The 17,356-nt window shown below is 56.3% G+C and carries 30 protein-coding genes and 2 pseudogenes; 1 reads left to right on the top strand and 31 read right to left on the bottom strand.

All coding sequences use genetic code 11. The features are described 5' to 3' along the window. Positions 1-1,034, top strand: a pseudogene (locus J5M56_RS22850) (excinuclease ABC subunit UvrA); the annotation flags it as partial. A gap of 32 nt (positions 1,035-1,066) precedes the next feature. On the opposite strand, the gene bfr reads toward J5M56_RS22850, so the two are convergent. From bfr to J5M56_RS23005, 31 genes and pseudogenes are all read right to left on the bottom strand, one after another. Next, positions 1,067-1,531: a bacterioferritin gene (gene bfr / locus J5M56_RS22855; protein ID WP_060478902.1), complete on the bottom strand. Its 465-nt coding sequence runs from the start codon at positions 1,529-1,531 to the stop codon at positions 1,067-1,069. 164 nt (positions 1,532-1,695) lie between these two features. Further along, entirely contained in the window at positions 1,696-3,135 is a 1,440-nt protein-coding gene (locus J5M56_RS22860; RefSeq protein WP_207937856.1) for a catalase, read from the bottom strand. Positions 3,136-3,307: 172 nt separating this feature from the next. After that, positions 3,308-3,694: a 50S ribosomal protein L17 gene (gene rplQ, locus J5M56_RS22865; protein WP_060478900.1), complete on the bottom strand. Its 387-nt coding sequence runs from the start codon at positions 3,692-3,694 to the stop codon at positions 3,308-3,310. Positions 3,695-3,736: 42 nt separating this feature from the next. Then, positions 3,737-4,738, bottom strand: a complete 1,002-nt coding sequence (rpoA, locus tag J5M56_RS22870; protein ID WP_003255452.1) for a DNA-directed RNA polymerase subunit alpha — start codon at positions 4,736-4,738, stop codon at positions 3,737-3,739. 22 nt (positions 4,739-4,760) lie between these two features. Further along, positions 4,761-5,381 (bottom strand): 30S ribosomal protein S4, encoded by a 621-nt coding sequence (gene rpsD, locus J5M56_RS22875; protein WP_012316514.1) that lies wholly within the window; start codon positions 5,379-5,381, stop codon positions 4,761-4,763. A gap of 15 nt (positions 5,382-5,396) precedes the next feature. Continuing rightward, positions 5,397-5,786 carry a 30S ribosomal protein S11 gene (gene rpsK, locus J5M56_RS22880; RefSeq protein ID WP_003255454.1) on the bottom strand — a complete coding sequence of 130 codons (390 nt, stop codon included), beginning with the start codon at positions 5,784-5,786 and terminating at the stop codon, positions 5,397-5,399. Between the two features lie 18 nt (positions 5,787-5,804). Continuing rightward, positions 5,805-6,161 (bottom strand): 30S ribosomal protein S13, encoded by a 357-nt coding sequence (gene rpsM, locus J5M56_RS22885; protein WP_012316515.1) that lies wholly within the window; start codon positions 6,159-6,161, stop codon positions 5,805-5,807. Between the two features lie 131 nt (positions 6,162-6,292). Then, the gene (gene rpmJ, locus J5M56_RS22890; protein ID WP_002555468.1) at positions 6,293-6,409 is read right to left on the bottom strand and encodes a 50S ribosomal protein L36; all 117 of its coding nucleotides are present in this window, start codon (positions 6,407-6,409) and stop codon (positions 6,293-6,295) included. 28 nt (positions 6,410-6,437) lie between these two features. After that, positions 6,438-7,769, bottom strand: coding sequence for a preprotein translocase subunit SecY (secY, locus tag J5M56_RS22895; protein WP_060478899.1), 1,332 nt, complete (start codon positions 7,767-7,769; stop codon positions 6,438-6,440). Next, a complete protein-coding gene (gene rplO / locus J5M56_RS22900) occupies positions 7,770-8,204 on the bottom strand; it encodes a 50S ribosomal protein L15 (RefSeq protein WP_023382625.1) in 435 nt (144 codons plus the stop codon). Between the two features lie 3 nt (positions 8,205-8,207). After that, positions 8,208-8,384, bottom strand: a complete 177-nt coding sequence (gene rpmD, locus J5M56_RS22905; RefSeq protein WP_003255463.1) for a 50S ribosomal protein L30 — start codon at positions 8,382-8,384, stop codon at positions 8,208-8,210. A 2-nt stretch (positions 8,385-8,386) separates the two neighbouring features. Beyond that, entirely contained in the window at positions 8,387-8,887 is a 501-nt protein-coding gene (gene rpsE, locus J5M56_RS22910; RefSeq protein ID WP_003255465.1) for a 30S ribosomal protein S5, read from the bottom strand. 3 nt (positions 8,888-8,890) lie between these two features. Further along, positions 8,891-9,241 carry a 50S ribosomal protein L18 gene (rplR, locus tag J5M56_RS22915; protein WP_003255467.1) on the bottom strand — a complete coding sequence of 117 codons (351 nt, stop codon included), beginning with the start codon at positions 9,239-9,241 and terminating at the stop codon, positions 8,891-8,893. Positions 9,242-9,251: 10 nt separating this feature from the next. Beyond that, the gene (gene rplF, locus J5M56_RS22920; RefSeq protein WP_060478898.1) at positions 9,252-9,785 is read right to left on the bottom strand and encodes a 50S ribosomal protein L6; all 534 of its coding nucleotides are present in this window, start codon (positions 9,783-9,785) and stop codon (positions 9,252-9,254) included. A gap of 12 nt (positions 9,786-9,797) precedes the next feature. After that, positions 9,798-10,190, bottom strand: a complete 393-nt coding sequence (gene rpsH / locus J5M56_RS22925) for a 30S ribosomal protein S8 (protein ID WP_019097628.1) — start codon at positions 10,188-10,190, stop codon at positions 9,798-9,800. 210 nt (positions 10,191-10,400) lie between these two features. Next, the gene (rpsN, locus tag J5M56_RS22930; protein ID WP_003255472.1) at positions 10,401-10,706 is read right to left on the bottom strand and encodes a 30S ribosomal protein S14; all 306 of its coding nucleotides are present in this window, start codon (positions 10,704-10,706) and stop codon (positions 10,401-10,403) included. A gap of 13 nt (positions 10,707-10,719) precedes the next feature. Beyond that, positions 10,720-11,259, bottom strand: a complete 540-nt coding sequence (gene rplE / locus J5M56_RS22935) for a 50S ribosomal protein L5 (protein ID WP_003255474.1) — start codon at positions 11,257-11,259, stop codon at positions 10,720-10,722. Between the two features lie 20 nt (positions 11,260-11,279). Next, positions 11,280-11,594, bottom strand: coding sequence for a 50S ribosomal protein L24 (rplX, locus tag J5M56_RS22940; protein ID WP_016715319.1), 315 nt, complete (start codon positions 11,592-11,594; stop codon positions 11,280-11,282). Positions 11,595-11,605: 11 nt separating this feature from the next. After that, positions 11,606-11,974, bottom strand: a complete 369-nt coding sequence (rplN, locus tag J5M56_RS22945; RefSeq protein ID WP_008089810.1) for a 50S ribosomal protein L14 — start codon at positions 11,972-11,974, stop codon at positions 11,606-11,608. Positions 11,975-11,997: 23 nt separating this feature from the next. Beyond that, positions 11,998-12,264 carry a 30S ribosomal protein S17 gene (gene rpsQ / locus J5M56_RS22950; protein WP_023534981.1) on the bottom strand — a complete coding sequence of 89 codons (267 nt, stop codon included), beginning with the start codon at positions 12,262-12,264 and terminating at the stop codon, positions 11,998-12,000. 2 nt (positions 12,265-12,266) lie between these two features. Further along, positions 12,267-12,458, bottom strand: a complete 192-nt coding sequence (rpmC, locus tag J5M56_RS22955; RefSeq protein WP_002555481.1) for a 50S ribosomal protein L29 — start codon at positions 12,456-12,458, stop codon at positions 12,267-12,269. Then, on the bottom strand, positions 12,458-12,871 hold the full coding sequence (gene rplP, locus J5M56_RS22960) for a 50S ribosomal protein L16 (protein ID WP_003255479.1): 414 nt from the start codon (positions 12,869-12,871) through the stop codon (positions 12,458-12,460). The genes rpmC and rplP overlap by 1 nt, the downstream gene beginning before the upstream one ends. A 12-nt stretch (positions 12,872-12,883) precedes the next feature. Then, entirely contained in the window at positions 12,884-13,570 is a 687-nt protein-coding gene (gene rpsC / locus J5M56_RS22965) for a 30S ribosomal protein S3 (RefSeq protein WP_003255481.1), read from the bottom strand. A 13-nt stretch (positions 13,571-13,583) separates the two neighbouring features. Beyond that, on the bottom strand, positions 13,584-13,916 hold the full coding sequence (gene rplV, locus J5M56_RS22970; RefSeq protein ID WP_003103908.1) for a 50S ribosomal protein L22: 333 nt from the start codon (positions 13,914-13,916) through the stop codon (positions 13,584-13,586). Positions 13,917-13,927: 11 nt separating this feature from the next. Further along, the gene (rpsS, locus tag J5M56_RS22975; protein ID WP_003255482.1) at positions 13,928-14,203 is read right to left on the bottom strand and encodes a 30S ribosomal protein S19; all 276 of its coding nucleotides are present in this window, start codon (positions 14,201-14,203) and stop codon (positions 13,928-13,930) included. A 16-nt stretch (positions 14,204-14,219) separates the two neighbouring features. Further along, a complete protein-coding gene (rplB, locus tag J5M56_RS22980) occupies positions 14,220-15,044 on the bottom strand; it encodes a 50S ribosomal protein L2 (protein WP_003255483.1) in 825 nt (274 codons plus the stop codon). A gap of 14 nt (positions 15,045-15,058) precedes the next feature. Further along, positions 15,059-15,358: a 50S ribosomal protein L23 gene (rplW, locus tag J5M56_RS22985; protein ID WP_003255484.1), complete on the bottom strand. Its 300-nt coding sequence runs from the start codon at positions 15,356-15,358 to the stop codon at positions 15,059-15,061. Then, positions 15,355-15,957 carry a 50S ribosomal protein L4 gene (gene rplD / locus J5M56_RS22990; RefSeq protein ID WP_027917846.1) on the bottom strand — a complete coding sequence of 201 codons (603 nt, stop codon included), beginning with the start codon at positions 15,955-15,957 and terminating at the stop codon, positions 15,355-15,357. Before rplD ends, rplW begins: the two co-directional genes overlap by 4 nt. A gap of 12 nt (positions 15,958-15,969) precedes the next feature. Beyond that, positions 15,970-16,605 (bottom strand): 50S ribosomal protein L3, encoded by a 636-nt coding sequence (gene rplC / locus J5M56_RS22995; protein ID WP_060478897.1) that lies wholly within the window; start codon positions 16,603-16,605, stop codon positions 15,970-15,972. A gap of 80 nt (positions 16,606-16,685) precedes the next feature. Beyond that, on the bottom strand, positions 16,686-16,997 hold the full coding sequence (gene rpsJ / locus J5M56_RS23000; protein ID WP_003186070.1) for a 30S ribosomal protein S10: 312 nt from the start codon (positions 16,995-16,997) through the stop codon (positions 16,686-16,688). Positions 16,998-17,138: 141 nt separating this feature from the next. Beyond that, positions 17,139-17,356, bottom strand: a pseudogene (locus tag J5M56_RS23005) (elongation factor Tu); the annotation flags it as partial.

Genomic DNA, 17,356 nt, shown 5'->3' on the forward strand with positions numbered 1-17,356 from the left:
CCAAACGTACACCGCGCAACAAGAAGCTGCAGCTCAAACTCAAAGGCGCGCGTGGCAACAACCTGCAGAACGTTGACCTGGAAGTGCCGATCGGCCTGCTGACTTGCGTGACCGGCGTATCGGGCTCGGGCAAATCGACCCTGATCAACAACACCCTGTTCCCCCTGGCAGCCACTGCCCTGAACGGCGCGAGCAGCCTGGAAGCCGCGCCGCACAGCAGCATGGACGGCTTGCAGCACCTGGACAAGGTTGTGGACATCGACCAGAGCCCGATCGGCCGTACACCGCGCTCCAATCCGGCCACCTATACCGGCATCTTTACGCCGATCCGTGAGCTTTTTTCCGGCGTGCCAGAGTCGCGTTCACGGGGCTACGGGCCTGGGCGTTTCTCGTTCAACGTCAAGGGCGGCCGCTGCGAGGCGTGCCAGGGCGATGGCCTGATCAAGGTGGAAATGCATTTTCTGCCGGACATCTATGTGCCCTGTGACGTGTGCAAAAGCAAGCGCTATAACCGCGAGACCCTGGAAATCAAGTACAAAGGCAAGAACATCCACGAGGTGCTGGAAATGACCATCGAGGATGCCCGCGAGTTCTTCGATGCGGTACCGGCGCTGGCGCGCAAGCTTCAGACGCTGATGGACGTGGGATTGTCGTATATCAAGCTGGGGCAGTCGGCAACCACCTTGTCCGGTGGTGAGGCGCAGCGCGTGAAGCTGTCGCGTGAGCTGTCCAAGCGCGATACCGGCAAGACCCTGTACATCCTGGACGAGCCGACCACCGGCCTGCACTTTGCCGATATTCAACAACTGCTGGATGTGCTGCATCGACTACGTGATCACGGCAACACCGTAGTGGTGATCGAGCACAACCTGGATGTGATCAAAACGGCTGACTGGCTTGTAGACCTGGGCCCGGAGGGCGGATCCAAGGGTGGGCAGATCATCGCCTGCGGCACCCCAGAGGAGCTGAGCAAGATGAAGCAATCCTACACCGGGCACTACCTCAAACCGCTGCTGGAGCGTGATCGGGCTTGAAACAACAAGGGGGCGCATTAGCGCCCCCTGTTTTACATTTGCGACTGCAAGTAATTCTGCAGGCCAATAGCCTTGATCAGACCTTGCTGCTTCTCCAGCCAATAGGTGTGATCTTCTTCGGTGTCGGCCAGTTGCGCACGCAGGATGTCACGGCTGACGTAGTCCTTGTGCAGCTCACACAGCTCGATACCTTTGCACAGTGCGCCACGCACCTTGTACTCGAGCTTGAGGTCGGCCTCGATCATCTCTGGCACGGTGCTCCCCACTTCCAGGTCGTCCGCGCGCATGTCAGGCGTGCCTTCTAGCATGAGGATACGACGCATCAACGCATCGGCGTGCTGGGCTTCTTCTTCCATCTCGTGGTTGATGCGCTCATAGAGCTTGGACAAGCCCCAGTCTTCGTACATGCGCGAGTGGATGAAGTACTGGTCGCGTGCGGCCAGTTCACCCTTGAGCAACGTGACGAGGTAGTTGATAACGTCCGGGTGACCTTGCATCGCCCTGCTTCTCCCTGTGAAAACGGTTTGATGCATATAGTGTGAACCAGCTTTCGACTGTGGTCACTGAAAAATGCGCAATCAGGCGCAATAAATCGGTTAAACAGTAGTGATATTCATTGAAAAACCGCCCAAATGAGGGCGGTTCTGTTTATCACTTCGACTCAGGCGAGATTCATGCCCAACGCTTTGGCAATGCCTTCGCCGTAGGCGGGGTCTGCCTTGAAGAAGTACTGCAACTGACGCTGGATCACATCCTCACTCACGCCACCCATGGTTCCGGCGATGTTGTTGATCAAAAGCGCCTTCTGCTCATCGCTCATCAAACGGAACAAGGCGCCTGCGTGGCTGAAGTAATCGCTGTCCGCACGGTGATCGTGGCGGTCTGCGGCACCGCTAAGCGCCAATGCAGGTTCCCCATGACGCGGTGATTGCTTGGGTGCATCGGCATAGCTGTTAGGCTCGTAGTTGGGCGCGCTGCCGTAGCTACCGGTGGCCATGGCTCCATCACGCTGATAGCTATGGACTGGGCTACGTGGCGCATTGACCGGCAGTTGCTGATGATTGGTGCCTACACGGTAGCGATGGGCATCGGCATATGCGAACACACGGCCCTGCAGCATGCGGTCTGGCGACAAGCCGACCCCGGGCACCATATTGCTCGGACCGAACGTCGCCTGCTCGACTTCGGCGAAATAGTTGAGCGGGTTACGGTTGAGCTCCAGCACACCCACTTCGATCAATGGGTACTCCTTCTGGGACCAGGTTTTAGTCACATCGAACGGGTTCTCATCGCGGCTGGCGGCCTCAGCTTCGCTCATTACCTGGATGCACACGGTCCAACGCGGGTAATCGCCACGCTCGATGGCTTCGAACAGGTCGCGCTGAGCGTAGTCGGGATCGCTGCCAGCCAGACGGGCCGCCTCAGCCGGCGCCAAGTTCTTGATACCTTGCTGGGTCTTGAAGTGCCACTTCACCCAGGTGCGTTGCCCTTGGGCATTGACCAGGCTGTAGGTGTGGCTACCGAACCCATGCATGTGCCGATAACCGTCTGGGATACCCCGATCGGAGAACAGAATGGTGACCTGGTGCAACGCCTCAGGCGAATGCGACCAGAAGTCCCACATCATCTGCGCGTTCTTCAGATTGGTTTGCGGGTGACGCTTTTGGGTGTGGATGAAGTCTGGGAATTTCAGCGGGTCGCGAATGAAGAACACAGGCGTGTTATTGCCGACGATGTCCCAGTTGCCTTCCTCGGTGTAAAACTTGACCGCAAAGCCACGTGGGTCACGCTCAGTGTCTGCAGAGCCACGTTCGCCGCCGACAGTGGAAAACCGCAAGAACGTTTCGGTCTGTTTGCCGACTTGCTCAAACAGCTTGGCACTGGTGTACGAAGTGATATCGCGGGTGACGGTGAAGGTGCCATAGGCACCGGAGCCTTTGGCGTGTACGCGGCGCTCTGGGATGTTTTCGCGATTGAAATGCGCGAGCTTTTCGATGAGGTGAAAATCATCGAGCAACAGCGGGCCACGAGGGCCGGCGGAACGCGAGTTCTGGTTATCGGCTACAGGTGCACCGCTGGCGGTGGTGAGAATCGTGCTCATGGGCTCTCCTTATCGGTATTCGAGTGCCGGCTGATCGGCTTGAAAAGGAGTATCGACGAACAGTAATTTCCAAACAAATTTATTAAACGACTCGCACCGATAGAAATAAACAATTTATTAACACACAAAAAACCGGGCACTAGGCCCGGTTCTTTGTAGCAGACAGAACGTCTTACTCAGCAGCTTCTACAGCACCGCCGACCGGACGATCAACCAGCTCGACGTACGCCATAGGCGCGTTGTCGCCAGCGCGGAAACCGCACTTCAGGATGCGCAGGTAGCCGCCCTGACGAGTGGCGTAACGCTTGCCCAGGTCGTTGAACAGTTTGCCAACGGCAGTCTTCGAACGGGTACGATCGAAGGCCAGACGACGGTTAGCAACGCTGTCTTCCTTGGCCAGGGTGATCAGCGGCTCGGCAACGCGGCGCAGTTCCTTGGCTTTCGGCAGGGTGGTTTTGATCAGCTCGTGCTCGATCAACGACACTGCCATGTTCTGGAACATAGCCTTGCGGTGAGAGCTGGTACGGCTCAGGTGACGTCCACTTTTACGATGACGCATGATTCATTCCTTACCAAACACTACGTTCGGTGATTACGACGATCAGGCGGTCGCCTTGTCGTCTTTCTTAAGACTTGCAGGCGGCCAGTTGTCGAGGCGCATGCCGAGAGACAGACCACGAGAGGCCAGGACGTCCTTGATTTCAGTCAGGGACTTCTTGCCAAGGTTAGGAGTTTTCAACAGCTCTACTTCGGTACGCTGAATCAGGTCGCCGATGTAGTAGATGTTCTCCGCCTTGAGGCAGTTGGCCGAACGTACAGTCAGTTCCAGGTCGTCAACCGGACGCAGCAGGATCGGATCGATCTCGTCTTCCTGCTCGACTACGACAGGCTCGCTGTCACCTTTGAGGTCGACGAACGCGGCCAACTGCTGTTGCAGGATGGTCGCAGCGCGACGGATAGCCTCTTCAGGATCCAGGGTGCCGTTGGTTTCCAGATCAATGACCAGCTTGTCCAGGTTGGTACGCTGTTCAACACGGGCGTTCTCGACCACATAGGCGATACGACGCACCGGGCTGAACGAAGCGTCCAGCTGCAGACGGCCAATGCTACGGCTTTCGTCTTCGTCGGTTTGACGGGAGTCAGCCGGCTCGTAACCGCGACCACGAGCTACGGTGAGCTTCATGTTCAGGGCGCCGTTGGACGCCAGGTTCGCGATTACGTGATCGGGGTTGACGATCTCGACATCGTGATCCAGCTGAATATCGGCAGCGGTAACCACCCCCGAACCCTTTTTCGACAAGGTCAGCGTAACTTCGTCACGACCGTGCAGTTTGATAGCCAGGCCTTTCAGGTTCAACAGGATTTCAATTACGTCTTCCTGAACACCTTCGATCGCGGAGTACTCATGGAGTACACCATCAATCTCGGCCTCGACTACTGCACAGCCAGGCATGGAGGACAACAGGATGCGGCGCAGCGCGTTGCCCAGGGTATGGCCGAAACCACGCTCGAGAGGCTCGAGCGTAATCTTGGCGCGGGTCGGACTGACTACCTGCACATCAATGTGGCGGGGAGTCAGGAACTCATTTACCGAAATCTGCATGGATGCACCTATTTTCTAGCCCTTACTTGGAGTAGAGCTCGACAATCAGGTTTTCGTTGATGTCGGCAGACAGATCGCCACGAGCTGGGACGTTCTTGAAAACGCCCGACTTTTTAGCGGAATCTACGTCTACCCACTCAACTCGGCCACGCTGGGCGCACAGTTCAAGGGCTTGAACAATGCGCAGCTGGTTCGACGACTTCTCGCGAACCGCGACCACGTCACCCGGACGAACTTGGTAGGATGGAATGTTTACAGTCTTACCGTTGACGCTGATCGCTTTGTGCGAAACCAGCTGACGCGACTCGGAACGAGTCGAGCCGAAGCCCATACGGTAAACGACGTTATCCAGACGGCACTCGAGCAGTTGCAGCAGGTTCTCACCGGTTGCGCCTTTTTTCGAGGCAGCAGCTTGGTAGTAACCGCGGAACTGACGCTCCAGAACACCATAGATACGACGAACTTTTTGTTTCTCGCGCAGCTGGGTACCGTAGTCGGACTGACGGCCACGGCGCTGGCCGTGGATACCTGGGGCTGCTTCGATGTTGCACTTCGATTCCAGAGCGCGAACGCCGCTCTTCAGGAACAGGTCGGTGCCTTCACGACGAGACAGTTTGCATTTTGGACCAATGTAACGTGCCATTCTTCTGTCTCCTGATTACACGCGACGCTTCTTCGGCGGACGGCACCCGTTGTGCGGGATTGGCGTCACGTCGGTGATGCTGGCGATCTTGTAGCCGCAGCTGTTCAGTGCACGAACGGCGGATTCACGACCTGGACCTGGACCCTTGACGTTTACGTCGAGGTTTTTCAGACCATATTCCAGCGCAGCTTGACCAGCACGCTCGGCAGCGATCTGAGCTGCGAACGGGGTGGATTTGCGCGAACCACGGAAACCCGAACCACCGGAAGTAGCCCAGGACAATGCATTGCCCTGACGGTCGGTGATGGTCACGATGGTGTTGTTAAAAGAGGCGTGGATGTGGGCGATGCCATCAACCACTGTCTTTTTGACTTTTTTACGAGGACGAGCAGCAGGTTTTGCCATGTCTATATTCCTGGGCGATTACTTGCGGATCGGCTTACGCGGGCCCTTACGGGTGCGTGCGTTGGTCTTGGTGCGCTGACCGCGAACCGGCAGACCTTTACGATGACGCAGGCCGCGGTAGCAACCCAGGTCCATCAAGCGCTTGATCTTCATGTTGACGTCACGACGCAGGTCACCTTCGGTGGTGAACTTAGCGACTTCGCCACGCAGGGTTTCGATTTGCTCGTCGCTCAGATCCTTGATCTTTGCGGCTGGGTTTACACCAGCGTCTGCACAAATCTTCTGTGCAGTTGTGCGACCGACACCATAGATGTAGGTCAGCGAGATAACAGTATGCTTGTTATCTGGAATGTTGACGCCTGCAATACGGGCCATTCAGTGGGACTCCAATTGACAGCTACCTACGCCCCGGAAGCCAAGAAATAGGGCGCGAGATAATATCGCTGTAGAAACGAATAATCAACCCAGCAGCACACTAGCTGCTGGGTTTGAAGCGCAGATCACACTCAGCCTTGGCGCTGTTTGTGACGCGGTTCCGCGCTGCAGATCACTCGTACGACGCCTTCGCGACGGATGATCTTGCAGTTACGGCACAGCTTTTTCACCGATGCACGAACTTTCATTACCGACTCCTCGAACCTTAGGGGCCTATCAGCGCAGCAGACCGCTGCCACCGTAGCCTTTCAGGTTGGCTTTCTTCATCAGGGATTCGTACTGGTGCGAAACGAGGTGCGATTGTACTTGGGACATGAAGTCCATCACAACCACTACCACAATCAGCAACGAGGTCCCGCCAAGGTAGAACGGCACATTTGCTGCCACCACCAGGAACTGGGGCAGAAGGCAGACGGCCATCATGTAAAGAGCACCGAACATGGTCAGACGAGTCAGAACGCCATCAATGTAGCGCGCAGACTGTTCACCAGGACGGATACCCGGAATAAAGGCACCGGACTTCTTCAGGTTTTCCGCTACGTCTTTCGGGTTGAACATCAGCGCTGTATAGAAGAAGCAGAAGAAAATGATCCCTGCACTAAACAGCAGAATGTTCAACGGCTGACCAGGAGCGATCGACTGCGAGACGTCCTGCAGCCAGCCCATACCTTCGGACTGACCGAACCAGGCACCCAGCGAAGCCGGGAACAGCAAAATGCTGCTCGCGAAGATGGCCGGGATGACCCCCGCCATATTCACTTTCAACGGCAAGTGGCTGGTCTGCGCGGCGAAGACCTTGCGGCCCTGCTGACGCTTGGCATAGTGAACGGCGATACGACGCTGACCACGCTCAATGAACACCACGAAACCGATGATCGCTACTGCAAGCAAACCGATAGCGACCAGGGCGAAAATGTTGATATCGCCTGTGCGCGCAGACTCGAAAGACTGCCCGATTGCTCTCGGAAGACCGGCAACGATACCCGCGAAGATCAACATCGAGATACCGTTGCCCACACCGCGCTCGGTGATCTGCTCGCCCAGCCACATCATGAACATTGCGCCCGCCACGAAAGTGGAGACGGCAACGACATAGAAGCCGAGCCCTGCAGAAAACGCCACGCCCTGGTTGGCCAGGCCAATGGACATGCCAATGGCTTGAACCAATGCCAGGATAACGGTGCCGTAGCGGGTGTACTGGCTGATCTTGCGACGGCCAGCTTCACCTTCCTTCTTCAACTGCTCCAGTTGCGGGCTGACCGCAGTCATCAGCTGCATGATGATCGATGCCGAAATGTACGGCATGATCCCCAATGCAAAGATGCTCATGCGTTCGAGCGCGCCACCGGAAAACATGTTGAACAAGCTAAGAATGGTCCCCTCATTCTGCCGAAACAGATCCGCCAGACGGTCTGGATTGATGCCTGGAACCGGGATATGCGCACCTATCCGATAGACGATGATCGCCATGAACAGAAAGCGCAGACGAGCCCAGAGTTCCGACATCCCGCCCTTACCGAGCGAAGAGAGAGCACCTTGCTTAGCCATTTATTCCTCGAACTTGCCGCCAGCTGCTTCGATAGCCGCACGCGCACCCTTGGTGGCTGCGATGCCCTTGATGGTGACTGCGCGAGTGACTTCGCCAGACAGCATGATTTTCACACGCTGTACGTTCTGGCCGATCACGTTGGCATCCTTCAGGGATTGCACGGATACCACGTCGCCTTCCACTTTAGCCAGCTCGGACAGACGCACTTCAGCGCGGTCCATGGCTTTCAGGGAAACGAAGCCGAACTTCGGCAGACGACGGTGCAGCGGCTGTTGACCGCCTTCGAAGCCAGGAGCGATCGAACCACCGGAACGGGAGGTCTGACCTTTGTGGCCGCGGCCGCCAGTCTTACCCAGACCGCTACCGATACCACGACCTGGACGATGCTTCTCGCGACGGGAACCCGGCGCTGGACTCAGATCATTGAGTTTCATCGATTAACCCTCGACCTTCAGCATGTAGTAAGCCTTGTTGATCATCCCGCGGTTTTCGGGAGTATCTTGGACTTCTACAGTGTGACCGATGCGACGCAGACCCAGACCTTTAACGCACAGTTTGTGGTTAGGCAGGCGGCCCGAGACGCTCTTGATCAGCGTAACTTTTACGGTTGCCATGATTAGAAGATCTCCTCAACGCTCTTGCCGCGCTTGGCAGCAATGGACTCAGGAGATTGCATGGCTTTCAGACCCTTGAAGGTGGCGTAAACCACGTTCACTGGGTTGGTCGAACCGTAGCACTTGGCCAGGACGTTCTGAACGCCAGCAACTTCCAGGACGGCACGCATTGCGCCGCCGGCGATGATACCGGTACCTTCCGAGGCAGGCTGCATGTAAACCTTCGAGGCGCCGTGAGCGGCCTTGGTGGCGTACTGCAGAGTGGTGCCCTTCAGGTCAACCTGAATCATGTTGCGACGAGCAGCTTCCATGGCTTTCTGGATTGCAGCAGGAACTTCGCGCGATTTACCACGGCCGAAACCTACACGACCCTTGCCATCACCTACCACGGTCAGTGCGGTGAAGGTGAAGATGCGGCCGCCTTTAACGGTTTTAGCTACGCGGTTAACTTGAACCAGCTTCTCGATGTAGCCTTCGTCGCGCTTTTGATCGTTATTTGCCATAACTTAGAACTCCAGCCCGCCTTCACGAGCAGCATCAGCCAGCGCTTTGACGCGGCCATGGTACTTGAAGCCGGAACGGTCAAAGGCAACTTGAGATACACCGGCGGCTTTCGCGCGCTCAGCTACCAGCTTGCCAACCTTAGTGGCCGCGTCGATGTTGCCAGTGGCGCCATCACGCAGGTCTTTGTCCAAGGTCGAGGCGCTTGCCAGAACCTTGCTGCCGTCGGCCGAAATGACCTGGGCGTAGATGTGCTGCGAGGAGCGGAACACGCACAGGCGCACGACTTCGAGTTCGTGCATCTTGAGGCGTGCTTTGCGAGCGCGACGCAGTCGGATAACTTTTTTGTCGGTCATTTGCTAGGCCCTACTTCTTCTTGGCTTCTTTACGACGGACTACTTCGTCCGCGTAACGCACACCTTTGCCTTTGTAAGGCTCTGGCGGACGGAACCCGCGGATTTCAGCGGCCACCTGACCTACCAGCTGCTTGTCGATACCCTTGATCAGGATGTCGGTCTGGCTAGGAGTTTCAGCGGTGATACCGGCTGGCAGTTCGTAGTCCACTGGGTGAGAGAAGCCCAGGGCCAGGTTCAGGACGGTGCCTTTGGCCTGTGCCTTGTAACCAACACCGACCAGCTGGAGCTTGCGCTCGAAGCCTTGGCTTACGCCTTGGACCATGTTGTTCACCAGAGCGCGGGTAGTACCGGCCATGGCACGAGCTTGCTGGTCACCATTGCGAGCGACGAAACGCAGCTCACCAGACTCTTCGGTAACTTCAACAGACGAGTGAACGTTCAGTTCGAGAGTGCCTTTGGCACCCTTCACCGAAAGCTGCTGACCGGCGAATTTGACTTCGACACCGGATGGCAGCTTAACGGGGTTCTTAGCGACGCGAGACATGTCTATCCCCCCTTAGAACACTGTGCAGAGAACTTCGCCGCCGACACCGGCAGCGCGCGCAGCGCGATCAGTCATCACACCTTTGTTGGTGGAGACAATAGACACGCCCAGGCCACCACGTACTTTCGGCAGCTCAGTGACGGACTTGTACTGGCGCAGGCCTGGACGGCTGGAGCGCTTCAGTTCTTCGATGACCGGACGGCCTTCGAAGTACTTCAGTTCGATCGACAGGGAAGGCTTGGCTTCGCCAGTAACCTGGTAGCCAGCGATGTAACCTTCGTCCTTCAGAACTTTGGCAACCGCGACCTTCAGGGTAGAGGAAGGCATGCTTACGACGGACTTTTCAGCCATCTGGGCATTACGGATGCGAGTTAGCATGTCCGCTAACGGGTCCTGCATACTCATGGGCTAGATGCTCCTGATACAAGAAATATTAGCCTTGCGGCTATAACAGCCACCCAAACAGGCAGGTCAAAGACCCCAGGCTCGGGTGAGCCGGTCATTCTAGACACAAGGCAGAAACGAAACAAGCCCCACGAGGGGGCTTGTTTGTTGGTGAGATCACCGACGGTCGGAAGATTGCTCAACCTTGCGCCGGTGTTACACCTGCAGCGATTACCAGGAGGCCTTGACCAGACCTGGAACGTCACCGCGCATTGCAGCTTGACGCAGCATGTTACGGCCCAGGCCGAACTTACGGTATACACCGTGAGGACGACCGGTCAGGCGGCAACGGTTGCGCAGACGCGAAGCGCTGGCATCACGTGGCTGCTTCTGCAGAGCGACAACGGCAGCGAAACGCTCTTCTGGAGAGGCGTTCAGGTTGACGATGGTCGCTTTCAGCTCAGCACGCTTCTTAGCGAACTTGGCTACCGTGAGCTGACGCTTCAGCTCGCGGTTTTTCATGCTCTTCTTGGCCATTTTCCTACTCCAATCAGTTGCGGAACGGGAATTTGAATGCACGCAGCAGAGCGCGGCCTTCGTCATCCGAACGAGCAGTGGTGGTCAGGGTGATGTCCAAACCGCGCAGAGCATCGATCTTGTCGTAATCGATTTCCGGGAAGATGATCTGCTCTTTCACGCCCATGCTGTAGTTGCCACGGCCATCGAAGGACTTGGCATTCAGGCCGCGGAAGTCGCGGACCCGAGGCAGGGAGATCGCCAGCAGGCGGTCCAGGAATTCGTACATCTTGTCGCTACGCAGGGTCACCTTGACACCGATCGGCCATCCTTCACGGACTTTGAAGCCAGCGATGGATTTACGAGCGAAAGTCACGACCGGCTTTTGACCGGTGATCTTTTCCAGGTCGGCAACAGCGTGCTCGATGACTTTCTTGTCACCGATCGCTTCGCCCAGACCCATGTTCAGGGTGATTTTGGTAACGCGCGGAACTTCCATCACGTTCGACAGCTTAAGTTCTTCCTTAAGCTTTGGAGCGATTTCGTTCCGGTAAATCTCTTTCAGTCGTGCCATGGTCTTCTACCTAGCAGTGTTCAAGCATCAACCGCTTTTTGGGTCGACTTGAAGACACGAATTTTCTTACCGTCTTCTACTTTGAAACCAACGCGGTCAGCCTTGTTGGTTTCACCGTTGAAGATGGCAACGTTGGAAGCGTGCAGAGGCGCTTCTTTTTCGACGATACCGCCCTGTACGCCCGCCATCGGGTTAGGCTTGGTATGACGCTTGACCAGGTTCACACCGCCAACGACCAGACGGTCATCAGCCAGAACCTTCAGCACCTTACCGCGCTTACCTTTGTCTTTGCCGGCGATCACGATGATCTCGTCGTCACGACGAATCTTTTGCATGTCGGATCTCCTTACAGCACTTCAGGGGCGAGCGAGACGATCTTCATGAACTTCTCAGTACGAAGTTCACGGGTCACTGGCCCGAAGATGCGAGTGCCGATCGGCTCTTGCTTGGTGTTCAGCAGAACAGCAGCGTTGCCGTCGAAACGAATGATGGAACCGTCAGCGCGACGTACACCGTGACGGGTACGGACGACAACAGCAGTCATCACCTGGCCTTTTTTGACCTTACCGCGCGGAATAGCTTCCTTGACGGTTACTTTGATGATGTCACCGATGCCGGCGTAACGGCGGTGCGAACCGCCGAGTACCTTGATGCACATGACGCGACGAGCGCCGCTGTTATCGGCCACATCGAGCATGGATTGAGTCTGAATCATAAAATTTCTCCGACCCCTAGCCCTTAGACTTCAACAGCGCGTTCGAGGACTTCAACCAGTGCCCAGGACTTGGTCTTGGCCAGCGGACGAGTTTCGGTAATCGAAACTTTGTCGCCGATCTTGCACTGGTTGGTTTCGTCGTGCGCGTGCAGCTTAGTCGAACGCTTAACGTATTTACCGTAGATCGGGTGCTTTACGCGACGCTCGATCAGAACGGTGATGGTCTTGTCCATTTTGTCGCTGACGACACGGCCAGTCAGCGTACGGACGGTTTTTTCAGCTTCAGCCATGATCACTTACCTGCCTGCTGGTTAAGCACAGTTTTCACGCGAGCGATGTCACGCTTAACTTGCGAGAGCAGGTGCGACTGCCCCAACTGGCCAGTTGCTTTCTGCATACGCAGATTGAACTGGTCGCGCAGCAAGCCGAGCAGTTGCTCATTCAATTGCTGTGCAGATTTTTCACGAAGTTCATTCGCTTTCATCACATCACCGTCCGCTTAACAAAGGAGGTGGCGAGAGGCAGCTTTGCAGCAGCCAGGGCGAAAGCTTCACGCGCCAGCTCTTCAGAAACACCCTCGATCTCGTACAGGACTTTGCCTGGCTGGATCTGGGCAACCCAGTATTCCACGGAGCCTTTACCTTTACCCATACGAACCTCGAGAGGCTTCTTGGAGATCGGCTTGTCCGGGAACACGCGGATCCAGATCTTGCCGCCACGCTTAACGTGACGGGTCAGCGCACGACGTGCGGACTCGATCTGGCGGGCGGTGAGGCGACCGCGAGCAACAGCTTTCAGGGCGAATTCGCCGAAGCTGACTTTGCTACCGCGCAGTGCCAGACCACGGTTGTGGCCGGTCATCTGCTTGCGGAATTTTGTACGCTTTGGTTGCAACATTTGGCGTACCCCTTACTTAGCAGCTTTTTTACGAGGCGCTGGTGCTTGTGGTTTCAGTTCTTCTTGGCGACCACCAATAACTTCGCCTTTGAAGATCCAAACCTTCACACCGATCACACCGTAAGTGGTGTGAGCTTCGTAGGTGTTGTAGTCGATATCGGCACGCAGGGTGTGCAGCGGCACACGACCTTCGCGATACCACTCGGTACGAGCAATCTCAGCACCGCCGAGACGACCGCTCACCTGGATCTTGATGCCCTTGGCACCAATACGCATGGCGTTCTGCACGGCGCGCTTCATGGCGCGACGGAACATTACGCGGCGTTCCAGCTGCTGAGCTACGCTCTGCGCAACCAGCATAGCGTCGAGTTCCGGCTTGCGGATCTCTTCGATGTTGATGTGCACAGGCACACCCATCTGCTTGGTCAGGTCCTGACGCAGCTTCTCGACATCCTCACCTTTCTTACCGATAACGATACCGGGACGAGCGGTGTGGATGGTGATGCGTGCAGTTTGAGCCGGACGATGAATATCGATACGGCTTACGGACGCGCTTTTTAGTTTGTCTTGGAGGTACTCACGCGTTTTCAGATCCTTCAACAGGTAATCTGCGTAAGTAGCACCGTCTGCGTACCAGACGGAGGTGTGCTCCTTGACGATTCCCAGGCGAATGCCAGTGGGATGTACTTTCTGACCCATCTGATCGACTCCGTTACTTGTCCGCAACCTTGACAGTGATATGGCAAGACCGCTTGACGATGCGATCAGCACGGCCTTTGGCACGTGGCATGATGCGCTTCAGCGAACGCCCTTCGTTGACGAAGACGGTGGAGACCTTCAGGTCATCAACGTCAGCGCCTTCGTTGTGTTCGGCGTTGGCAACGGCCGACTCGAGGACTTTCTTCATGATTTCAGCGGCTTTTTTGCTGCTGAAGGCCAACAGGTTGAGCGCTTCGCCCACCTTCTTCCCGCGGATCTGGTCGGCGACCAAGCGGGCTTTCTGGGCGGAGATGCGAGCGCCCGACAACTTAGCGGCTACTTCCATTTCCTTACCCCTTAACGCTTGGCTTTCTTGTCAGCCACGTGCCCGCGGTAGGTGCGGGTACCGGCAAACTCGCCCAGTTTGTGGCCGACCATGTCTTCGTTCACGAGAACTGGGACGTGTTGGCGACCGTTGTGTACCGCGATGGTCAGACCGACCATTTGTGGCAGGATCATCGAACGGCGCGACCAGGTTTTAACTGGCTTGCGATCGTTCTTCTCCACCGCCACTTCGACCTTCTTCAACAGGTGAAGATCGATAAAAGGACCTTTTTTCAGAGAACGTGGCACTGTCGTATCCCTCTAGTTACTTGCGACGACGGACGATCATGTTGTCGGTACGCTTATTACCGCGGGTCTTCGCACCCTTGGTTGGGAAGCCCCATGGCGATACCGGATGACGACCACCGGAGGTACGACCTTCACCACCACCATGTGGGTGGTCAACCGGGTTCATGGCAACACCACGAACGGTTGGGCGAACGCCGCGCCAGCGTTTGGCACCAGCTTTACCCAGCGAACGCAGGCTGTGCTCGGAGTTCGAGACTTCACCCAGGGTCGCACGGCACTCAGCCAGGACTTTACGCATTTCACCAGAGCGCAGACGCAGGGTCACATAGACACCTTCGCGAGCGATCAGCTGAGCCGAGGCACCAGCGGAACGTGCGATCTGAGCACCTTTACCCGGCTTCAGTTCGATGCCGTGAATGGTGCTACCTACTGGAATGTTGCGCAGCTGCAGGGAGTTACCGGCCTTGATTGGGGCCAGGGCACCTGCGATCAGCTGGTCGCCAGCGCTCACGCCTTTAGGGGCGATGATGTAGCGACGCTCACCGTCTGCGTAGCACAGCAGGGCGATGTGAGCAGTACGGTTTGGATCGTATTCGATACGCTCGACAGTGGCTGGAATGCCATCTTTGTCGTTGCGACGGAAGTCGACCAGACGGTAATGCTGCTTGTGACCACCACCAACGTGACGAGTGGTAATGCGGCCATTGTTGTTACGACCACCAGACTTCGATTTTTTCTCGATCAGCGGTGCGTGAGGAGCGCCTTTGTGCAGCTCCTTGTTGACCACCTTGACCACGAAACGGCGGCCAGGGGAAGTCGGTTTGCATTTAACGATTGCCATGATGCACCCCTTCCTTACTCAGCACTGCTGCTGAAATCGAGATCTTGGCCTGGCTGAAGGGAGACGATCGCCTTCTTCCAGTCATTACGCTTGCCCAGACCACGTGCGGTACGCTTGGTTTTACCCAGAACGTTAACAGTCGACACGTTTTCAACTTTTACGTTGAACAGGCCTTCGACAGCTTTCTTGATTTCCAGCTTGGTTGCATCGGTAGCAACCTTGAATACGAACTGGCCTTTTTTCTCAGCCAGAACGGTAGCCTTCTCGGAAACGTGCGGGCCAAGGAGGACTTTAAATACGCGTTCCTGGTTCATCCCAGCAGCTCCTCGAATTTCTTCACGGCCGAGACGGTGATCAACACCTTCTCGTATGCGATCAGACTGACCGGGTCGGAACCTTGAACGTCACGTACATCGACGTGCGGCAGGTTGCGAGCAGCCAGGTACAGGTTCTGATCAACAGCGTCAGAAACGATCAGTACGTCGTTCAGACCCATGCCGTTCAGCTTGTTCAGCAGATCTTTGGTTTTCGGCGCTTCAACAGCGAAGTCCTGAACCACGACCAGACGGTCGCTACGCACCAGCTCAGCGAGGATGGAGCGCAGAGCTGCGCGGTACATCTTCTTGTTGAGCTTTTGCGAGTGATCTTGAGGACGAGCTGCGAAGGTTACACCACCGCCACGCCAGATCGGACCACGAGTGGTACCAGCACGAGCACGGCCAGTACCCTTCTGACGCCATGGGCGCTTACCGCCACCGGCCACGTCGGAACGGGTCTTCTGCTGCTTGGTGCCCTGACGGCCGCCAGCCATGTAGGCTACGACTGCTTGGTGTACCAGCGTCTCGTTGAATTCGCCACCGAAAGCCAGTTCGGAAACTTCGATCGCCTGAGCGTCATTTACATTAAGTTGCATGTCAGTATCCCCTTAACCGCGAGCCTTGACAGCTGGACGTACAACCACGTCGCCGCCAGTAGCGCCAGGAACGGCACCCTTGACCAGCAGCAGGTTGCGCTCAGCGTCTACGCGAACTACTTCCAGGGACTGAACAGTCACGCGCTCGGCGCCCATGTGACCGGACATTTTCTTGCCCTTGAACACACGACCAGGAGTCTGGCACTGGCCGATGGAACCAGGAACACGGTGCGACACGGAGTTACCGTGGGTGTTGTCCTGACCACGGAAGTTCCAGCGCTTGATGGTACCGGCGAAGCCTTTACCTTTGGACTGACCAGTAACGTCTACCAGCTGGCCTGCAGTGAAGAGTTCAGCTTTGATCAGATCGCCAGCCTGGAAATCGCCTTCTTCAAGACGGAACTCCCAGATACCGCGACCAGCGGCAACGTTAGCTTTGGCGAAGTGGCCTGCCTGAGCGGCAGTCACACGCGAAGCACGACGCTCGCCGACAGTGACTTGCACTGCACGGTAGCCATCGGTTTCTTCAGTTTTGAACTGGGTGACACGATTCGGCTCGATCTCAATGACCGTGACCGGAATGGAGACACCTTCTTCGGTGAAAATGCGGGTCATACCGCACTTGCGACCGATTACACCAATAGTCATGTTGTAAACCTCATGAGTGTACGGGGCTTTCACCCGCTATGGCCGCCCATTTCAGAGCGTTACACGACTAGACCGAAGTCTTAGCCGAGGCTGATCTGTACTTCCACACCTGCCGCCAGATCAAGCTTCATCAGCGCGTCAACGGTTTTATCCGTTGGCTGGACGATGTCCAGAACACGCTTATGAGTGCGGATCTCGTACTGGTCACGCGCGTCTTTGTTGACGTGCGGGGAGACCAGAACGGTGAAACGCTCTTTGCGGGTAGGCAGTGGAATTGGACCACGCACTTGTGCACCAGTACGTTTCGCGGTTTCCACGATTTCCTGGGTGGATTGGTCGATCAGGCGATGGTCGAAAGCCTTCAACCTGATACGGATTTGCTGATTTTGCATTGGATTTCAGACTCCAGGCTGTTCCCAACGGACGCACTACGCCCGCTAAAAGGAGGCGTGATTCTATAGACGCCCCCATTTAGTGTCAACCCAATAAAAAAAACCCCCGCTGAGCGGGGGTTTTTTCAATCGGTCGAGTGATTACTCGATGATTTTTGCTACGACGCCGGCGCCGACGGTACGACCGCCTTCACGGATAGCGAAGCGCAGACCGTCTTCCATTGCGATGGTTTTGATCAGGGTAACAGTCATCTGAATGTTGTCACCTGGCATTACCATTTCAACGCCTTCCGGCAGTTCGCAGTTACCGGTCACGTCAGTGGTACGGAAGTAGAACTGTGGACGGTAGCCTTTGAAGA

This window comes from Pseudomonas sp. 51_B, assembly GCF_017491595.1.
Classification (GTDB): domain Bacteria; phylum Pseudomonadota; class Gammaproteobacteria; order Pseudomonadales; family Pseudomonadaceae; genus Aquipseudomonas; species Aquipseudomonas promysalinigenes.